Consider the following 17,243-nt stretch of genomic DNA (forward strand, 5'->3'; position numbering starts at 1 on the left):
GTCCTGATAATTTTATAAAAACAGAATGTTATTTAGACAAAGTTGAATTGTAAATATAGGTACATGAGGTGTCACTATAATAACTGGAATAGGTAACATAGGTTTGATATTTATACACCCCTTTGATTAATCCTTCTGAGATAATTTCTCCTTCAAAACTTTGCTCTCTTTTTATGAAAGACTTAATAGTTTCCCCTGTATTAGGATCTGTAGTTGAGGAAGTTCCTTCATATTCAGTTTTTCTAATAAAATAAAGATGATTTTCTGTTAAATTATAGGAAGATTCAACTACATCTTCACTTGGAGTACCATAATTAATTGGAAAATCCAATTCATTATTGTCAAGAAATCTAACTTTCCCATATCTCCAACAATTGCCTGCATCAACTGAACTACAACCATCTGAAAAAGATTCTATCGTATCCCAACATAATTCCCAATAGCCATCTAGGAGGTTTCTTTCACCATTTTGGACCTCAATCTTTAAATTCTGCTCAGGTAAGGTTGAATTTTGTAAATGAGATTCTATTTTAAACTCTGAGCTCTCTTCCTTCAACTCGAAATTGAGTTTAAGTTCACCCTGATCATTCGTAATAGCACCATCATTATAAGATGCATCTCCGCTTACTTTTCCCACCTTAAATGGGAGTTGATCACCAGGTCTCTCTATTGGTTTCTTAATAAATTCTGATCTAACTGATGTACTTTTAATTTCATACTTCTGCCAGTATTCTTTTACAATTGCTTCATAATTGAAAATATCTCCAGTATTGCCCTCAAAAGAGGTATCACTTACATTTTGATATTCTAATATGCTAAAGAGAAGGTTTTGCTCTTTTTCTAAATACAATGTGCCGTATTGATCAATTATTGAACTGGTAAAATCACGGTCAATAAGTATTAGCTGACCCAGATCCTCGGAAAAAGTAATTATATTAAAAATCTTACCTACCCATTTCTTAAAAACTTTCACATAGGCTAACTTTTTGTTCTCTGGAGAAAGGCAAGCCTCATACATCTGGAATAAATTTTCACTTTCTCCTTTTAGTGTTTCCTCGTAAAACTTGGCATCAAAATTAATATTAGGATCTTCAAGTTTACTTCGAAGTTGACTGAGTAAATCTTCTGCGATTTCTATAAAGCCATCACCACATGGACCATTTAAATCGAAAATTTCGAAAACTACTGGTAAGCAATAACTAAGGATAAGAGCATTAAGTTGTTTAGTATTTTGATGCCTTGTGTCCACGGCGAGTCTACTATCTCCATGTCTTCCATTAGTAATTCTAACACCCCATTCCCCATCGTGAACAAGGCTGCCCTGAAAAGCTAACTCAGTTTGCTCTTCTTCTCCATATAAAAACTCTTCGATTTTATCGGCTATTGATTTTCTAAAATCAGAAGTTAATTTAGGTGTTAAATACTCGCTATATACTTCATTTTCTATATCATGTTCGAAACCAACTCCAATAGAAACATATAAAGGTGATTTTTTAGGAAAAGAAATTTTATTATCTCTTGTGTATTCTATTTCAAATTCATCATCTGTTTCTGAACTTCTATTTGCTTCTATATCGGTAAGTCTTGCTTTTAATTCAGAGGTTAAATTTCTTAGCTCAGAAAGAAAATTTGAATTGTAATAAGGATTATTGTAAGCGTTTAAGCTATGAATCATTTCCCCTTTTAGATTATTATAATCAACATTAGCAAGTTCATTAACGAGATCCTTCAGGTCATAGTTCTGAATTGCAAAATCTGGATAAGTGTTTATAAAGAACACAATCAAATCCTTGTCTGTAATTTCTTCTGAATTTAAGAGGGATGGATAATAGCCAAAGAGCAAATCTTCATTTTCGCCCGTTAGTATAACCGGAATGCCAAGTTCTGATTCCAATTCTTGGAAACTACCATCCTCTTTTAAATTAGAATTGCCAGATATAGAAACAGCCTCCAGGTTTTCAAAGTTCAGGTCCAAACCTTCGATCACCAAATTTAAAGTTTGAGTTTCATTTCCCTCTCCACTACTTCCTTCTTCATTTTCTTCAGTTGGGGGTTGCATGATAATTTCAGGCTCCGATGGAATGGAAGATTCATCCTCTCCCGAACAGGCCAACAAAAATGACAAAATCAGTATAATTCGTAATTTTTTCATCATTTTCATTTATCAAATATTTCACTAACAATCGATTTCCAATCACTATATGAATTAGGCATTCGTTTGTATTTTAATTTTCCAACCAGTGCATTTTGAGGAGTGGTATAGGTATATTTCATTAATCTCAAATGCGGACTTAAATCTTCATCTCCACTGTGAATAATATAGTAGTATTTAACTATAGTTTCAGAGTTTTGATTTGTCGCTGGGTAGGTACTTGAACCTTCAACAATATTATTTGTGCTATCATTCATTATAAGTCCGTACCTGAATTCAATGGGATCGTACATTTTTTGGTACGCAAAATTGACAAACTGACCAGTCCCATCAGGTCTGTATTCTACACAAAAACCACCATTATCAATATGAGCTCCTACCAGACTTTCATCACCATAAAATGCTTGAACAGTTTTGCCTTTATAAGAAATGCATTGAATCTTCTTTTCTTCATTATCCTTACATTCCTGTCCTGTAACCGAATAATGGACTGCCAAAAGAAGTATTATATAGATTGCTTTCATAATTAAAAGAGTTTTATTTTACACGCGGATCCTCACCACAATCTTCATCAAATCTTTTGATAAATACATCATAATCTCCATTTTGAATTAGCTTCGCAAATATGATGATTAGCATTAGAATTCGATGATATAGCTAATTTTGTAGGTTTACTATTAAAACTTCCATTCTTATCTTTAAAGTAAAATGCGGCGGTTATTTTATAATCATAATTGTTAGCTACATACACCTTTAGAGATTTTGGATTATTGCAAGCGTTTCCTCTTTTAGCACTGACCATAGAACTGTTAGAAACATTCTGCCAGCAATTGGTAAAATGATTATCTTACTTAGAAAAATTGTAATTTCCTGAGAATATTAAGAGTTACACACTTAAGTTTAAGGCTTTCATTAACAGAAAAATTAAGATTGCAGTTTAATATTACGATATAAAATTTCAGCTGAAATCCTTTGAGGAGTTTTTTGATTTAAAAAGTAATTATATATCTGAACTTCCCGTACATGCCATCAGTGAATTTTTATCAGCTTCTGTAATAAAACCTTCTTCAATCAAATCATTCAAATATTGTGATACAATTTTTACAAATTGACCATGGTTTTTATATTCATCATTTTCTAATTCATCAACCTTATCAGCAAAAGTATAACCATCACCAAATTCAAAATTATCTATGCCCGAATCACATTCATCGATTATAATTGTTGATTCGTAATTTGAGTTTACTACAGGGTCTAAATCATCATAAATACCGTCTCCATCAGTATCGGCGGTCTGATTGAATTCACATGTGGACCTAAAAAAGCTAGTCAAATCTATATGTGGACCTGGTATAACGGGAGATGCATTGATAAAGACTAATTGGTTTGCAGCAAAAATTACCCACTCATATGATGTGTTGTATGATATTTTCTCATATACTACCTCGCCTTGGGATGATCTTATTGTAAACTTGATTCCACTATTATCAGGACTAACATCTCTAAATCTTAAACCGTAATATGATCCTAATCCAATGTCTGGATTGATTGCTCCGTCAATATTTGAGGAATTAACCTCATAAGGATTTATGGTGTAATCCGTACAGTTATTAATAGCTTGCTCAATTGAAGTATACATACCAATTGCAATTCCATCTTGAGAACTTTTATTTTGAGAAATTGAATATGCTATATTTTCAATTTTAGATGGTTTTTCAGCAAAATTAATGTCAAGTTCTTCTCTTTGACAACCAGCTAATGCTGAAAACATAAAAACTATTAAAAGACGATTCCTGATATTCATAATATTATTATTTATGGTTAGCAATTAAAAATCAGAATATTAGAAATCTAATTTAAGTTTATGTACCTATATTAAAAATACCCTCATTAGGGTATTTTTTGTTAAAATTTAGATGATTGAATTACCCCGTTTCTTATACAGAAGAATATGAGAGATTCTTTTGAATTACAATTCGATTTGCGAAGTATATTCTTTCGGTGGGTACTTACAGTATGTGGACTTAAATTAAGTTTTTTAGAGATGTCTGAATTACTTAGACCATCATGAATTTGTAAGATAATTTCTTTTTCTCTTTTTGAAAATAAGGTGCTGAACTCTTTATAAATCTCGCTATGAAAATTTTTTGTATTTAATTCATTCGCTTTAATTTCCCAGTCAACAGTGTTTCCATAATTCATAAATGAAATATCTGTAAGCACGGAATAATTAGAAATTAGATTATTGTTTTCATCTCCTAAATATAATCCTGACTGTCGAAGCACTTTTATAAATATTCCATCCTTTCTTTTGATTCTATAAGTAACATTTAAATATGAGTCTCTTGAATTTCCATGTTTACAACAGTGACTAACGGTGGCCCTTGTTATTCTGTTAGCTAAGTCTAAATCATCAGGATGAATATTTGTTAATGCTACATTAAGTGTAAATTCATTATCAGTATATCCTAATAAATCTTTCACTCCACGAGTATAAGTTATAGCTGGTAATGACCAGTTCAAAATATAGATACATTGCTTCTCCTGCAATGGAAATTTTTCTAGGTCCAGATATTCATCTTTAACCAAAGGCTTTCCATGAAAATCTGCAATCTCATTACAAAATTCTAGTATGTCATATTTTTGAAAATTATTTTTCAATTTGATGTATTTGAGAAAGTATGAGCTGATTTATTATTTCAGGTTTTTCTAGATGTGGGAAATGTCCACAATCATCAATAATATTTAATCCCGTACATAAACTAGTACAGACTTTTTTTAAATATGAAATTTTCAATAATGAATCTTTTTCCCCTACTATGACTTGTACATAGCCTTTGAATTGATCTAAAATTTTAACTTCATTCAAATTCTTTAAATCCATTAAAGATGATCCGTATCCAATTCTAAACTCAGAATCTGTGGAGACTAATGACTTGGTTATTGTTTCTGTCCATTTATCTACCTTAGGATATAAGAATTTTTGTAAAGAGAAGATTTCATCGTCTTTCAGATCTTTTTGCAGTAATAATTGTGATGATGAATTAAGATTGTAGATATCTGAAATATGAAAATTTGGATCCAACGGTGGTGTGCCAATTAATACAATGCCTTTGCATTGATTAGGATATTTTTCCAATAGATGAATAGCAATCTGACCTCCAAGTGAATGTCCGACCAGTATAAATCTCTTTAGTTCAGATAATTTTTCTGAAACTTTTTCAACGATTACTGATATTGAATAACTTTCAGATTTATCTGATTTTCCATGCCCGGGAAGATCCAAGGCAATACAGTTATAATCTTTAAATTCTCTAGATTTTAATTGAGGCATGAATAAATCGGAATTCATGGAATTTCCATGAATAAAAACCAAATTCAATACTTTATTATCTAGATTTATCCCATTTGATTGAGTATATATCATTAGATGAGTTTATTTTAAAACCGTAAGTTATTGATATTGTGAAATATAAGAAAAATTAGGTTAAGGTTTAAAAGTTGAATCGAATTAAGTTATTGTAATTTTGAAAAATCTAGCCAGGTAGAATTAATTGATGAAAGTTGTAAATCATCTGAACTTTCTGGAGAATGGTAAGGTTAATTTTGGAGGAGAATATCGTGGTCGCACCTGAAAAATTCAGCAAAAGAAATTGTTTAATAAATTTAGAATCCGATTCAAAGAAATCCTTATAATCAAAAATTCAGAAATTTAATCTGAATTTCGGCTTTTGTACCTCATTTGTACCGCACCAGCCTCCAGGCACCAGTAAATTCAATGGTTTTTAATTTCTGTATTGGGAAGTAATTAGAATAATTCAGTAAAATTAAATATTAGCAAAATGAAGTTGCTTATTAGATTAAATAAGCATAATCCTACAATTAATTATTTAGATGGTCTAGAATTTTTATCATTCCTGGCAATTTCTTCTTTAAGATTTGCCAGCTCAATGCTTTTCAAATTAAATTCATAAAGAATTTCAACCTGCCTTCCCAATGCAATTAAGGATTTTCGTTGCTTAAGACTTAATTTTTTCGGTTTTTGATTAATTACACAGAGAGTTCCCAAAGCGTGCCCATCCGCACTTAGAATAGGAACTCCGGCATAGGCTCTAACGCTATAACCTTCAAATGTCACCAATGGATTATCACTAAACCTAGAGTCTTTGAAGGTATCGGCTACCTCGAATATTTCCTTTGGATTCAAAATAGCATGACCACAAAATGAAATATCCCTGTCTGTTTGATTAAGATCAAATCCTTTTTTAGATTTAAACCATTGTATTTTATCATCCAATATTGTTAATAGGGCTACAGGAGATTCGCATATTTCCTGAGCTAGTGCCGTGATATTGTCATAAGTTTCCTGCGATAATTTATCCAGCATGCCAAGTTGCCTTACAGCTCTCAACCTTGAATTTTCGTTTTCAGGTTTTTCAGGTGTTTTCATTTAAAATTTTTATGCCGTGAATTTCTCGGTGAAATAAAAGAAAAATTTAGCTTTTTTATTTATTGAAAACAGGTTTTAACTTGACTTTAAAGGTTTAGTAAAATATTATGAACAGTTTGAGAAGTTTTTCGTCAACTTTTCTAATTAAGTATATTTCTATAACTCAGTTTACTTATTTTTAGGCTTTTCATACTAGAGTTTCAATTTAAATTATCATTTAACTACCAGTAATAAAATTCTTTGCAATTCCTATTTAAACATCCCAATTCCTTATATTCCCGCCGATCTAAAAAATAGATAATGAAAGAGTCAAATATCACTGAATATATAAAGAATGTACTGGGTAATTTGCCGGAAGACTGGATTAAACTAACTACTCACAGGCTGGATATTTATAATGAAGAACTTGCTAAAACCGAATTTCTTCATCAGTTCGAAAGCATGTATGCTAATCAGAACTCTGAAAGATCGGACTTGAAAAAATTGCCTACTGCCTATGATTATATTCGATTAGGACATCCATTGTCCAGTGTTCTGGAATGGGGAATTGCCAAATCAAATAATATCAAACCGGAAAGTGTAATTAGTTTTTCTTCCAGAACAATGCCTGTTCTTGCCGTTCTTAGAAAAAATTTATTCGACAAGAAAAATACTCGAATCGCATATACCGATAAATTACCGGATTGTTACGATTTTCAAGCCCTAAAGCAGGTGTACGGTTATCAATTTGAATTAGTTCAGGTAGAAAATAAAAAAGATTTCACTGAGTTTGATGGTAGTACTATCTTTATTTCTTCTGATGAAAAGCTTTTCGATCTTGATCTCAATTCAAATACCGATTTCATGGTCAGCCTTCACTCAGAATTAGGAAGCGTTTTAGTGGTGAATGGCGAAAAAAATGAAGAATATGTTTCAGATATTCAACATGTAAGAAGAAGGGAGACAGTAGCAATGACTCCTGCAGATTGCTTTGAACTATTACAAGATCTAACGGGGAGTTCTATCAATAATCACCTGGCAGATGATAATAAATCCAATAAGTCTAAGGTTAAGGAATTGGTTAAGGATATTACCGCAACTTCTTCCAAAGTCCTGCTTGGTTCTTGCGGATTATCTATTCAGTATGCCATTATGATGGGCCTAATTGAAGAAGCAATTGAGCAACATCCGGGTAAGAATGTAAAGATCATTGTACCACCAAATTGTTATGGTGGAACGAACGATCAGGCCAGGCGTGTTGCTGCCTGCCTGGAAAATGTTGAAATTCTGGATCTGCCTGTAGATGGCAATAATGATATGGTTCAAAGTACCGATAAGGTTCTTGACCAGGTTGCTCAGGAAAATGCAGTTCCCTATATAATTGCTGAAATTCCAACCAATCCAAGAGTTGAAGTTCCAGATCTGGATCCATTACGGGAAGTTCTAAGTAAACCGCGTAATACAGATTCAGGAGAAATCGCGATAGACCCGGTTTTTATACTGGATCAAACCTTTTGTCCTAATGTTCAGTTCTGTGGTGAAAATGGTATTCTATCTTCGATTAGAACTATTTCTTATGTGAGTGGATCCAAATTCCCAAGTGGAGGAAGATGTACTGCAGGATATTGCGTCGCTAATAAAAAGGCGGAAGCATTAATGGGAAATATCGAAAAGCATTTGATACTTTGTGATAATGAAGCCACAGCACTTCAGGTTGAGATTCTATCTGAACAGTTGCCTTCCATGAATCAAAGGATCAAAGATGCTTATAAAAATGCTCGTGAGTTCGTCAATTTTATAGAAACCACTTTACCCGAAGCTAAGATCAATTTTGTTTCTGAAGAGCTGGCTGAACAGGACTTCACCCCTTCTGTATTCTCACTAGATCTTCCTACAAAAGGAAAAACTGCTGAAGAAAGAGAAGCTTATAAAAGAGAGCTTAACCATAAGCTGATAGATATGATGATCACCAGGATACCGAATGAAAGTAAATATTGTGTGAGTTACGGGCAGTTAAAAGGATGCTATTGGACGATCCCGGCAACCTCTACACAGGGAACCACTAAAGAAGATGACAAAGATTATATCGCTCGTGTTTCGGCTTCACCAGATCTTGATCTCGAATTACACAAACAGGTTTTTGCTGACTTTGTAGAAAAGATTAAGTAAACTAGGCAAATTCTTATAAAGGCCAGATGAAACATCTGGCCTTGTTTTTTCAATAGATCAACTGGTCCTAGATTCTCACTCCAAACCTATATTGAAGGATCAATCTTAAGCCAACGTAAAAAACCAATATTGCAGTTAATATCCCCAGAAATTTTAAGTTGAATTTTTTGTTAGATAAATAAGATCCAAGACTACCACCAAGAACTACGGCTATGATCAGTTTAAAAACGAGATCATAATCCAGATGAAAAGTACCGGCAACATTTAGGCCTATGAGTCCGGCGATAGAATTAACCAGGATAAAAACTGAAGCCAGCGAAGCAATCACCCTGGGATCTTTCCATTTTAAAAGATTAAGTACCGGAGATAAAAAGATTCCACCTCCAATTCCTGAAATTCCAGAAAGTAAGCCTATGCTTCCTCCCAGTAGAAACTTTTTGGGATTCGAAAATTCGATAGCTTCTAATTTACTATTGACAAATTTCAGTATCATAAAGAATCCTGCGAGGATCAATGCTCCTCCAAGAATTAGAAAAAATATTGATTGGGAAAGTTGGACCATTGCTCCCAGGTAAGCCAGCGGTATGCTCAGAACAAAAAAGGGCCAGATGATCTTCGGTTTCAAAACTCCATTTTTGATAAAAATTATCGTTCCGATTGTGACCACGCAAATATTAAGCACTAATGCCGTGGAACGAATTTCGTAAAAATCGGTAAGTACCAGGCTTAAGATTGCCAGGTAGCTGGAACCACCTCCAAAACCTACCGAACTATAAAAAAGTGCAATAAAGAAAAAAATGAACGGGAGGTATTCTAACAGCATTTCAGGAGATTAAATAACATTTGATCTGATCACCCTCATTGAGTTTCGTCTCTGCGTCTATAAAAGCTAATGCATTTCCTAATGCCATCGACTGGATCATAGACGATCCCTGGCCATCTAGAATCTCAACTTTTCCGTTTTCAATCTTAGCTTTTAAAAATGAAGGCCTATCGGCACGATTTTCAAAACTATGAGAAATAGGAAACGAATAAGTTTCCAGTCCTGAATTCTTGATACCGCTTAATTTCTGCAGGAATGGAAGCACATATATATAAAAGCAGCTTAAAGAAGACGCAGGATTTCCAGGTAAAGCAAATACATATTTCTCATCCTTTCTTCCAAAATAGAGCGGCTTCCCAGGCTTCTGAAAAACTTTATAAAACTGTTGTACTACTCCATTCTCTTCGAGCGCCTGTTTTACAAAATCATAATCCCCAACTGAAATACCACCGGATAAAATCAAAACATCGGTTTCTTCCAGAGACTTCATTATCTCTGTTTTGATAGCCTCAAAATCATCCTCGATCTGTAACCTGTCAGAAACTTCAAATCCGTATTTCTTAGCTGCAGCAGTCAATGCGTAACTGTTAGATTCATAGATCTGTCCTTCTTTTTTATCCTGACCTGGCGAGATCAATTCATTTCCAGTTGTGATGAGGTTGATCTTAGGTTTTGAATAGACTTTCAAATTTTGAATTCCAAGGGCTCCTATCATACCAATACCTGCAGGAGTTATTCTATAGTTTTTTTCAAAGACCAATTGCCCTTTGTGTAATTCGCCCCCTTGTTTTCGAATACTCTGACCCGGTTTTGGTTCCTGATCAAGTCTAAGTTGGTCTCTTTCCGCCTTAGTTTTCTCCTGCATTATGACTGCAGTAGCACCTTCAGGAATTTTAGCTCCAGTAAAAATTCTTACCGCCTGTCCTTCCTTTAGTACAATCTTACTGTTATCCCCAGCAGCGACTTCTCCAATAATTTGGTAATCCATAGAGATTCCGCATAAAGCGTAACCGTCCATAGCTGAATTATCAAAAGAAGGCATATCAAAGGGAGCGCTAATTTCTTCAGCCAACACATAACCGAGGCTATTCTCCAGATCGCGAGTTTCGGTTCGTAATTCAATTTCCTGATCATTTAGGATCTTTAAAGCTTCTTCAATGCTAACCATTAGCCTCCTATTGAAATCATGGAACGATTCTGCTCATAATGGTCGGCATCCATTTTTACATCCATTCCGTCACGTGAGTATTTCTTTGTTTTGATTGAATTCATGATGATATCATCCATTTTCTCGCCTTTTCGAAGCGGCGTAAGCAAATCGGTTTCAGAATTTGCAAAAAGGCAATTCTTCATTTTCCCATCAGCTGTAACCCGAATTCTATTACATTCACTGCAAAACGGATTTGTAATCGTACTTACAATGGCAAAATTTCCAACATGTCCTGGAATTGTAAAATTAGTGGAGGTACTATGTTTGGGGTTTTCCAGTTCCTGAATCTCGCCAAATCGATCTGAAATAGTATTCAGAATTTCATCTTTCCCAACGCCCTTGCTCCAATCCCATTTATTGCCTTTGAAGGGCATAAATTCGATGAACTTGACGGTAAGATTTTTATGTTTGGTTAGCTGAATAAAATCGTTGATCTCCTTATCGTTCACACCCTTTATCAAAACAATATTCAGTTTTACCTGCATATCCATTTCCAGCGCCATTTCGAGATTTTTCATAATTCTATCGAAATAATCGCGTTTTGTGATAAATACAGATCTTGCTTTGTCCAAAGTGTCCAGGCTTAAATTGATCTTTTTAAGCCCGATCTTTTGGAACAATTCCAGATACTTATCCAGAACGATTCCGTTAGTGGTAATTTTCAGCGTTACTCCAAGTTTTGCCAGTTCCTCTACGAGGTACCCAAAATTCTTCCGAACCAATGGCTCACCTCCAGTTAGCCTAATAGTATCAACCCCCAGATCACGGAAATTGGTGGCGAGTTCAATGATCTCTTCCAGGCTCATGATATTCGGCTTATCGATCAACTGAATTCCATCTTCCGGCATGCAGTAAAAACAACGAAGATTGCACCTGTCTGTCAGTGAAATCCTGAGATAGGTATGTGGCCTTCCGAAGTTATCTACTATTCTCTTTTTCTCTTCAATCATGTCTTTTTCCTTCTATCACTTTAAAAACGTGCAGAACGTGTGGGAAAATTGCATCCATACATTCCGCAGCGCCTTTCGTAGAACCTGGTAATGCCAGTACTACTTTTCCGTTTTTCAATCCTGCGACAGATCGGGATAGCATCGCATAAGGCATCCGATTTTGACCGTAATTCCTCATTTGCTCCTCTACCCCTTTTAGCTGAAGATCAAGCAATGGCAGAATCGTTTCCGGAGTAACATCGCGTGGTCCAACCCCGGTTCCTCCAGTATAAATTAGAATATCCGCCTCAGATACATTTAAAACTGAAAGGATCTGCTCGGCATCATCGGGAATGATCTTGATTTCTGAACTAACACCTAAGTTATTCAGTTTTTCAGCAATTGCTTTCCCTGCTTTGTCTTCGCCTTTACCAGCAGAAATAGTATCGGAACACACGACGATCTGAGCTAATAAGCCTTCAGAATTTATTCTGAAAGAAGACTTTCCTCCTCGCTTCTTTTCCAGTTTGATGGTTCCAATTTCAACATGCTTATCAATTGGCTTTAGCATATCATACATGGTCAAAGCTACTATACTCGCTCCATGCATGGCTTCAACCTCAACCCCGGTTTTATAGATCGTCTTGACCGTAACCGAAATTTTGATATCCAGTCCGTTGATCTCATAATCGATGCCGGTATATTCAATTGGTAAGGGATGGCAATCCGGTAACAATTCCGGAGTTTTCTTAACTCCAAGTAGTCCGGCAGCTTTGGCCATTTCGAATACATTTCCTTTAGGAACCGTATTTTCCCTGATCCGTTTTATCGTTTCTTCACTACTCGTTTTGACAATGGCTATCGCCGTCGCTTCGCGCAGTGTCGTAATTTTATGGGTAATATCTACCATCTATTTATTTACTTTCCATTGATGTGTTCGATCTTCAAAAATCTCTTTTCCAAAAACTGGTACTTTCGCCTTGATCTCTTCTACCAGGTAATTACAGGCCTCGATAGCGACCTTACGATGTGCCGAAGAGGTGAATACAAAAAGGCATATCTCTCCGGTCTTCACTTTCCCAAGGCTATGATAAATATGGCAACAGGTCATATCGAATTTCGAAAATGCCGATTCCCTGATCTCATGAAAAACTTTTTCCGCCATTTCCTCATAGGCTGAATAATCTATCGCGGTCACTATTTTTCCATCGATCTCGTCAGCTCTTATCTGCCCTAGAAAAATGCTGTGAGCACCAATATTAGTCTTGGACTGGTGATTCGCAATAGAATTCGCGATCTTTTCCGGTGGAATTGCACCTTGTACAAATACTTTTTTCGGTTTCTTCTTATCCATCAATAATTGTTTCTACTCCTCCTTCAACATTTTTAAGGTTGTTAAAATTGAATTCTGCTTTTAATAAATCCACTACTTTTTTACTTCTTTTCCCTGACTGACAAAATACCAATATGTCTTCCTGCTTCGGAATTTCTTCCAGGCGATCTTCCAGTTCACTTAACGGAATTTGAAGCACTCTATCTGAAGAGATTCTTGGTTGTTCAAATATTTCCCTAATATCAAGGTATAGTTTTGTTTCATCTGAGATCCTGCAATGAATACTAACCGGAATAATACCTTGATTTTTGATCTTTTCGATCTCTTCAGTTCGCTTTGAAATTTTGAGAATCTGATCCTTACCACTTAGAATATTGATAAGTTTTAGGTTTCCAGACAAAATTGTGCCAGCTCCGAGGATTATTTTTAGAACTTCCGCCGCCTGCATTGTTCCCAAAATACCCGGTGTTACACCTAACACGCCAGTTTCTTCACAACTAATGTTCTGTCGGGTGGTTTGCGGAAATAAACAGCGGTAACTAGGTCCATCCTGATAATTAAATACTGAGATTTGACCTTCATTCTTATAAATAGAGGCGTATACCCAGGGCTTTTCAGCCAGGATACAGGCATCGTTTATCAGGTATTTGGTTTCAAAATTATCAGTCCCGTCCAGAATGATATCGTACATCTGAAAAAGATTTTCAGCATTTTCAATACTCAAAGGTTCTTCGAAAATATCAATTTCTACCTCTGAATTAAGTTGCTGAAGTTTATGTTTAGCAACATGCACTTTAGGTTTTCCCAGATCTTCTTCAGAAAATAGAACCTGCCTGTGCAAATTTGAAAGCGAAACCCTATCATAATCTATCAGCCCGATTCTACCAATACCGGCACCGACTAGAAATTGAGCAGCAGGACATCCTAAACCACCAACACCAACGATCAAAACGCTAGCCTGGCGGAGTTTTTCCTGTCCGGAAGCTCCAACTTCATTTAATTTTATTTGTCGGTCGTATCTCATCCTCCTGCAAATGGCGGTAAAAAAGCGATCTCATCGCCATCCTTTAATTTTATGTTAAATTTTAATTCATGATTTACAGCGAGTTGAATCGAATCTGGATCCTGAATTTTATAATTCTGAACTCGTTCTTGTTTTAATTCGTCCAGACTAACTTCATCGGAAACCTCAAGAACTTCTTCGGTCTTTCCGGCCGCTTCAGCGATGATTCCAAAATATTTTATATTGAGTTTCATTTTTCTAAATCTTTAAGTAATTCCACATCTGCCTGAGTATCCACATCAAATTTTCCACCTTCAAACCTTACAGTTTCGTATTTAAGATCTGATATAAAGATCAATTTCTTTGCTCCCTGGTCTCCGTCCAATTTTAATAACTGCGGAAATAATTCCTTTGAAAATATCGCTGGAACTCCGGTTTCTCCTTCATATTCTGAAAATGCAGCCTGAACATTATTTTTGATCTGCACATTTACCAGCTGCTGAATTTGTTCCCTTGTAACCAAAGGTTGATCAGATAATAAGATCATCAAATGCTCCAACTCCGGCTGAAGCTTTAAAGCTCGTTCCAGACCAGAACGGATACTTGAACCCATTCCTTCTTGCCAGTTTTCATTTGAAACAGTATCGAATTCTTTTATATCTATTTGTTCTCTGATCTCTTTTTCATTAGCTCCAAGCACCAGAATTTTGGTTTTAAAATCAAATGAATCTGCCAGGTCTATTATATTTTGCAACAATACTTTACCCTTAAATTTCACCAATTGCTTCGGAAATCCAAGTCGGCTGGAAGCTCCCGCCGCCAGAATAACAATTCCAATTTTTTTATTTCCAATCAATTAAATACTATTTTAAATTCAGCTCTAGGCAATTACTTTTTTAAATCGAAATTCATTCTTATCGTGAATTGGTTCATTCTTTTCTTTTAAAGGTCTAGCTTCTTTGTTCATGAGTACAGATTGAATTTCTGCCAGAATTGAAAGTCCGATCTCCGCCGGAGTTTCAGCACCAATTTCTAACCCGACAGGAGCATGGATCTTTTTCAAATTATCTTCGCTCAACCTGATTTCTTCAGTTTTCAAATCATCCTGCATTCTTTGATATTTCTTTAGTGGACCCAAAATCCCGATATATGGAACCTGATTTTCATTCAAAAGAAGTTTTAGTACCGCGAGGTCATAATTGTAGTTATGGCTCATCAGTACAAAACAACTGCGCTCATCAATCCTGATATTTGCCAGAGTGTCTTCCGGCCTGGTCACGATTACCTGGCAAGAGCTGGTAAAACGATCCTTATTGGCGTGAGTAGGTCTGCCATCGGTAACGATCACATTCCAGCCAAGCAACTCTGCTTGTGTTGCCAGAATCTGGGCATCATTTCCAGCACCAACGATGATGAGTTTTATCGGTGGATTATAATTCTGGATAAAAATATGCTGTGTTTTATTCGATAATTTCACTTCAGAAAAATGTGGTCTATTATCCTCTAATACTGATTTACCCTGATTTACTATTACCTCAAGTAATTCATTCTGTGCCTTTTTGCCTATTATTTTTGACTCTTTGTCAAGGATCATTTTTGTACCTGCTTGCTCCTTAGTTTTATCTAAATTGAACTGAACTACGATCGCTTGTTTTAGATCTGTAGCAATAACATTTTTCAGCAATTCACATGGATTATTAGAATCTGAATAATCGAGAAACTCGAACAAGACCTGGATGATCCCATTACAACCTAATTGTGCACCTATAAAAGCATCATCTTCGTCGCTGGTATCGTAGGTAACCAATTTATTTTTTTTATGGTGCATCGCATGAAGTGCCTTTCTCAGTGCATCCCCTTCCAGACAACCACCACTGATGGCACCGGTAATATTCCCAAATTCATCAACCAGCATTCTTGCACCGGCTCTACGATAAGATGATCCTTCCACATGAACAACGGTAGCCAATACAGCATCTGTCCCCGAAGATTTCAGCTTATCATAATTTGCCGCTATTGCATCCAGCTCTCTCATGCTTTCACCAGTTTTAAATCATTTACCGCGGATTTGATCTCTGCAACAGCAAACTTGATATCTTCCTGGCAAGTATCCTTTCCTAGACTTATACGGAGAGATGATAAGGCAAATTCGTCGCTTAATCCCATAGCTTTTAATACATGAGATGGCTTGATGGTATTCGCTGAACAGGCAGATCCACGAGAAACTGCAAGCTTATTCAATCTTCGAAGTAACTGACTTCCATCTATATTTCTGAAACTAACATTTGTAGTATTAGGCAATCGAGAAGCATTTATAGAATTGATTTGGGCATCATCAATTTCAAGTAAATGAGTCTCCATTTCTTTTTTCAGATCATTTAATCTCACCGATTCCGATTCCATTTCAGCAGAAGCGATTTCTGCCGCCATACCAAATCCAACGATGGCTGGAACATTTAAAGTTCCCGGACGCATACCTTGTTCCTGCCCGCCGCCAAAGATGTGAGCCACAACTCTTATTTTATGCTGTTTATTGATATATAACGCGCCGATACCTTTAGGTCCATAAAATTTATGGGCTGAAAAGACAGCCATATCAATATCCAGATCTTTTAGATTAAAAGGAATTTTACCGACTGCCTGGGTAATATCACTCATCACCGCCACCCCTTTAGAATGGGCTATTTCTGTAATATTTTTAAGAGGATGTATCAATCCGGTTTCGTTATTCGCCAGCATCAAACAAACCAGAATAGTTTCAGATTTGATGGTGGCTTCAAAGTCTTTCAGATCGATATACCCCTCATCATTTACATCCAGATAGGAAACTTCAAATCCCTTGCTTTCCAGTGCCAGCATTGTATCAAGGATCGCATTATGCTCTGTTTTACAGGTTATAATGTGTTTACCTTTATTTTGGTTGCTCTCGCAAAATCCGAACAAAGCGAGATTAGCCGCCTCTGTAGCTCCAGACGTAAATGTGAGTTCTGAAAATTTACAACCGACTAATTTTGATATTTGCTCACGAGAATTTTCCACAGCTTCTTCAGCATCCCAACCAAAAACATGATCGCTACTGGCATTACCGAAAGTTTCTGAAAAATAAGGCAACATGGCTTGCACCACTCTTGAATCTGTAGGAGTCGTTGCGTTATAGTCCAGATATATCTTCTTTTTTGAAGCCATTAATTTAAG

17 protein-coding genes are annotated in these 17,243 nt (G+C 35.7%); 1 reads left to right on the forward strand and 16 read right to left on the reverse strand.

Annotation, left to right across the window (positions count from 1 at the left end):
- Positions 1-28 precede the first annotated feature (28 nt).
- The 6 genes from RE431_RS07580 to RE431_RS07605 form a co-directional block, all read right to left on the reverse strand.
- A complete protein-coding gene (locus RE431_RS07580) occupies positions 29-2,125 on the reverse strand; it encodes a hypothetical protein (RefSeq protein ID WP_309561371.1) in 2,097 nt (698 codons plus the stop codon).
- A gap of 32 nt (positions 2,126-2,157) precedes the next feature.
- Positions 2,158-2,676 (reverse strand): hypothetical protein, encoded by a 519-nt coding sequence (locus RE431_RS07585; RefSeq protein WP_309561372.1) that lies wholly within the window; start codon positions 2,674-2,676, stop codon positions 2,158-2,160.
- 476 nt (positions 2,677-3,152) lie between these two features.
- Positions 3,153-3,956, reverse strand: coding sequence for a hypothetical protein (locus RE431_RS07590; protein ID WP_309561373.1), 804 nt, complete (start codon positions 3,954-3,956; stop codon positions 3,153-3,155).
- A gap of 101 nt (positions 3,957-4,057) precedes the next feature.
- Complete coding sequence (locus RE431_RS07595) at positions 4,058-4,813, reverse strand: LuxR C-terminal-related transcriptional regulator (protein WP_309561374.1); 756 nt, start codon at positions 4,811-4,813, stop codon at positions 4,058-4,060.
- Positions 4,803-5,579, reverse strand: coding sequence for an alpha/beta fold hydrolase (locus tag RE431_RS07600; protein ID WP_309561375.1), 777 nt, complete (start codon positions 5,577-5,579; stop codon positions 4,803-4,805). The genes RE431_RS07595 and RE431_RS07600 overlap by 11 nt, the downstream gene beginning before the upstream one ends.
- A gap of 459 nt (positions 5,580-6,038) precedes the next feature.
- Positions 6,039-6,602 (reverse strand): GAF domain-containing protein, encoded by a 564-nt coding sequence (locus tag RE431_RS07605; RefSeq protein ID WP_309561376.1) that lies wholly within the window; start codon positions 6,600-6,602, stop codon positions 6,039-6,041.
- Positions 6,603-6,902: 300 nt separating this feature from the next.
- On the opposite strand from RE431_RS07605, the gene RE431_RS07610 reads away from it, so the two are divergent.
- Positions 6,903-8,750 carry a PLP-dependent aminotransferase family protein gene (locus RE431_RS07610; RefSeq protein ID WP_309561377.1) on the forward strand — a complete coding sequence of 616 codons (1,848 nt, stop codon included), beginning with the start codon at positions 6,903-6,905 and terminating at the stop codon, positions 8,748-8,750.
- A 67-nt stretch (positions 8,751-8,817) separates the two neighbouring features.
- On the opposite strand, the gene RE431_RS07615 is transcribed toward RE431_RS07610, so the two are convergent.
- The 10 genes from RE431_RS07615 to RE431_RS07660 are packed head-to-tail and all read right to left on the reverse strand — an operon-like array spanning position 8,818 to position 17,234.
- Positions 8,818-9,573 (reverse strand): TSUP family transporter, encoded by a 756-nt coding sequence (locus tag RE431_RS07615; RefSeq protein WP_309561378.1) that lies wholly within the window; start codon positions 9,571-9,573, stop codon positions 8,818-8,820.
- 1 nt (position 9,574) lies between these two features.
- Positions 9,575-10,741: a molybdopterin molybdotransferase MoeA gene (locus RE431_RS07620; protein ID WP_309561379.1), complete on the reverse strand. Its 1,167-nt coding sequence runs from the start codon at positions 10,739-10,741 to the stop codon at positions 9,575-9,577.
- A complete protein-coding gene (gene moaA / locus RE431_RS07625) occupies positions 10,741-11,733 on the reverse strand; it encodes a GTP 3',8-cyclase MoaA (RefSeq protein ID WP_309561380.1) in 993 nt (330 codons plus the stop codon). Before moaA ends, RE431_RS07620 begins: the two co-directional genes overlap by 1 nt.
- A complete protein-coding gene (moaCB, locus tag RE431_RS07630; RefSeq protein WP_309561381.1) occupies positions 11,726-12,622 on the reverse strand; it encodes a bifunctional molybdenum cofactor biosynthesis protein MoaC/MoaB in 897 nt (298 codons plus the stop codon). The genes moaA and moaCB overlap by 8 nt, the downstream gene beginning before the upstream one ends.
- Positions 12,623-13,066: a molybdenum cofactor biosynthesis protein MoaE gene (locus RE431_RS07635; RefSeq protein ID WP_309561382.1), complete on the reverse strand. Its 444-nt coding sequence runs from the start codon at positions 13,064-13,066 to the stop codon at positions 12,623-12,625. It abuts the gene before it with no gap.
- Positions 13,059-14,069 carry a ThiF family adenylyltransferase gene (locus tag RE431_RS07640; RefSeq protein ID WP_309561383.1) on the reverse strand — a complete coding sequence of 337 codons (1,011 nt, stop codon included), beginning with the start codon at positions 14,067-14,069 and terminating at the stop codon, positions 13,059-13,061. Before RE431_RS07640 ends, RE431_RS07635 begins: the two co-directional genes overlap by 8 nt.
- Positions 14,066-14,302: a MoaD/ThiS family protein gene (locus tag RE431_RS07645; RefSeq protein WP_309561384.1), complete on the reverse strand. Its 237-nt coding sequence runs from the start codon at positions 14,300-14,302 to the stop codon at positions 14,066-14,068. The genes RE431_RS07640 and RE431_RS07645 overlap by 4 nt, the downstream gene beginning before the upstream one ends.
- Positions 14,299-14,904 carry a nucleotidyltransferase family protein gene (locus tag RE431_RS07650; RefSeq protein ID WP_309561385.1) on the reverse strand — a complete coding sequence of 202 codons (606 nt, stop codon included), beginning with the start codon at positions 14,902-14,904 and terminating at the stop codon, positions 14,299-14,301. Before RE431_RS07650 ends, RE431_RS07645 begins: the two co-directional genes overlap by 4 nt.
- 24 nt (positions 14,905-14,928) lie before the next feature.
- On the reverse strand, positions 14,929-16,083 hold the full coding sequence (locus RE431_RS07655) for an XdhC family protein (RefSeq protein WP_309561386.1): 1,155 nt from the start codon (positions 16,081-16,083) through the stop codon (positions 14,929-14,931).
- Positions 16,080-17,234 (reverse strand): cysteine desulfurase family protein, encoded by a 1,155-nt coding sequence (locus RE431_RS07660; protein WP_309561387.1) that lies wholly within the window; start codon positions 17,232-17,234, stop codon positions 16,080-16,082. The genes RE431_RS07655 and RE431_RS07660 overlap by 4 nt, the downstream gene beginning before the upstream one ends.
- Between the last annotated feature and the right edge of the window lie 9 nt (positions 17,235-17,243).

Source organism: Christiangramia sediminicola (genome assembly GCF_031344135.1).
GTDB classification, from domain to species: Bacteria; Bacteroidota; Bacteroidia; order Flavobacteriales; family Flavobacteriaceae; genus Christiangramia; species Christiangramia sediminicola.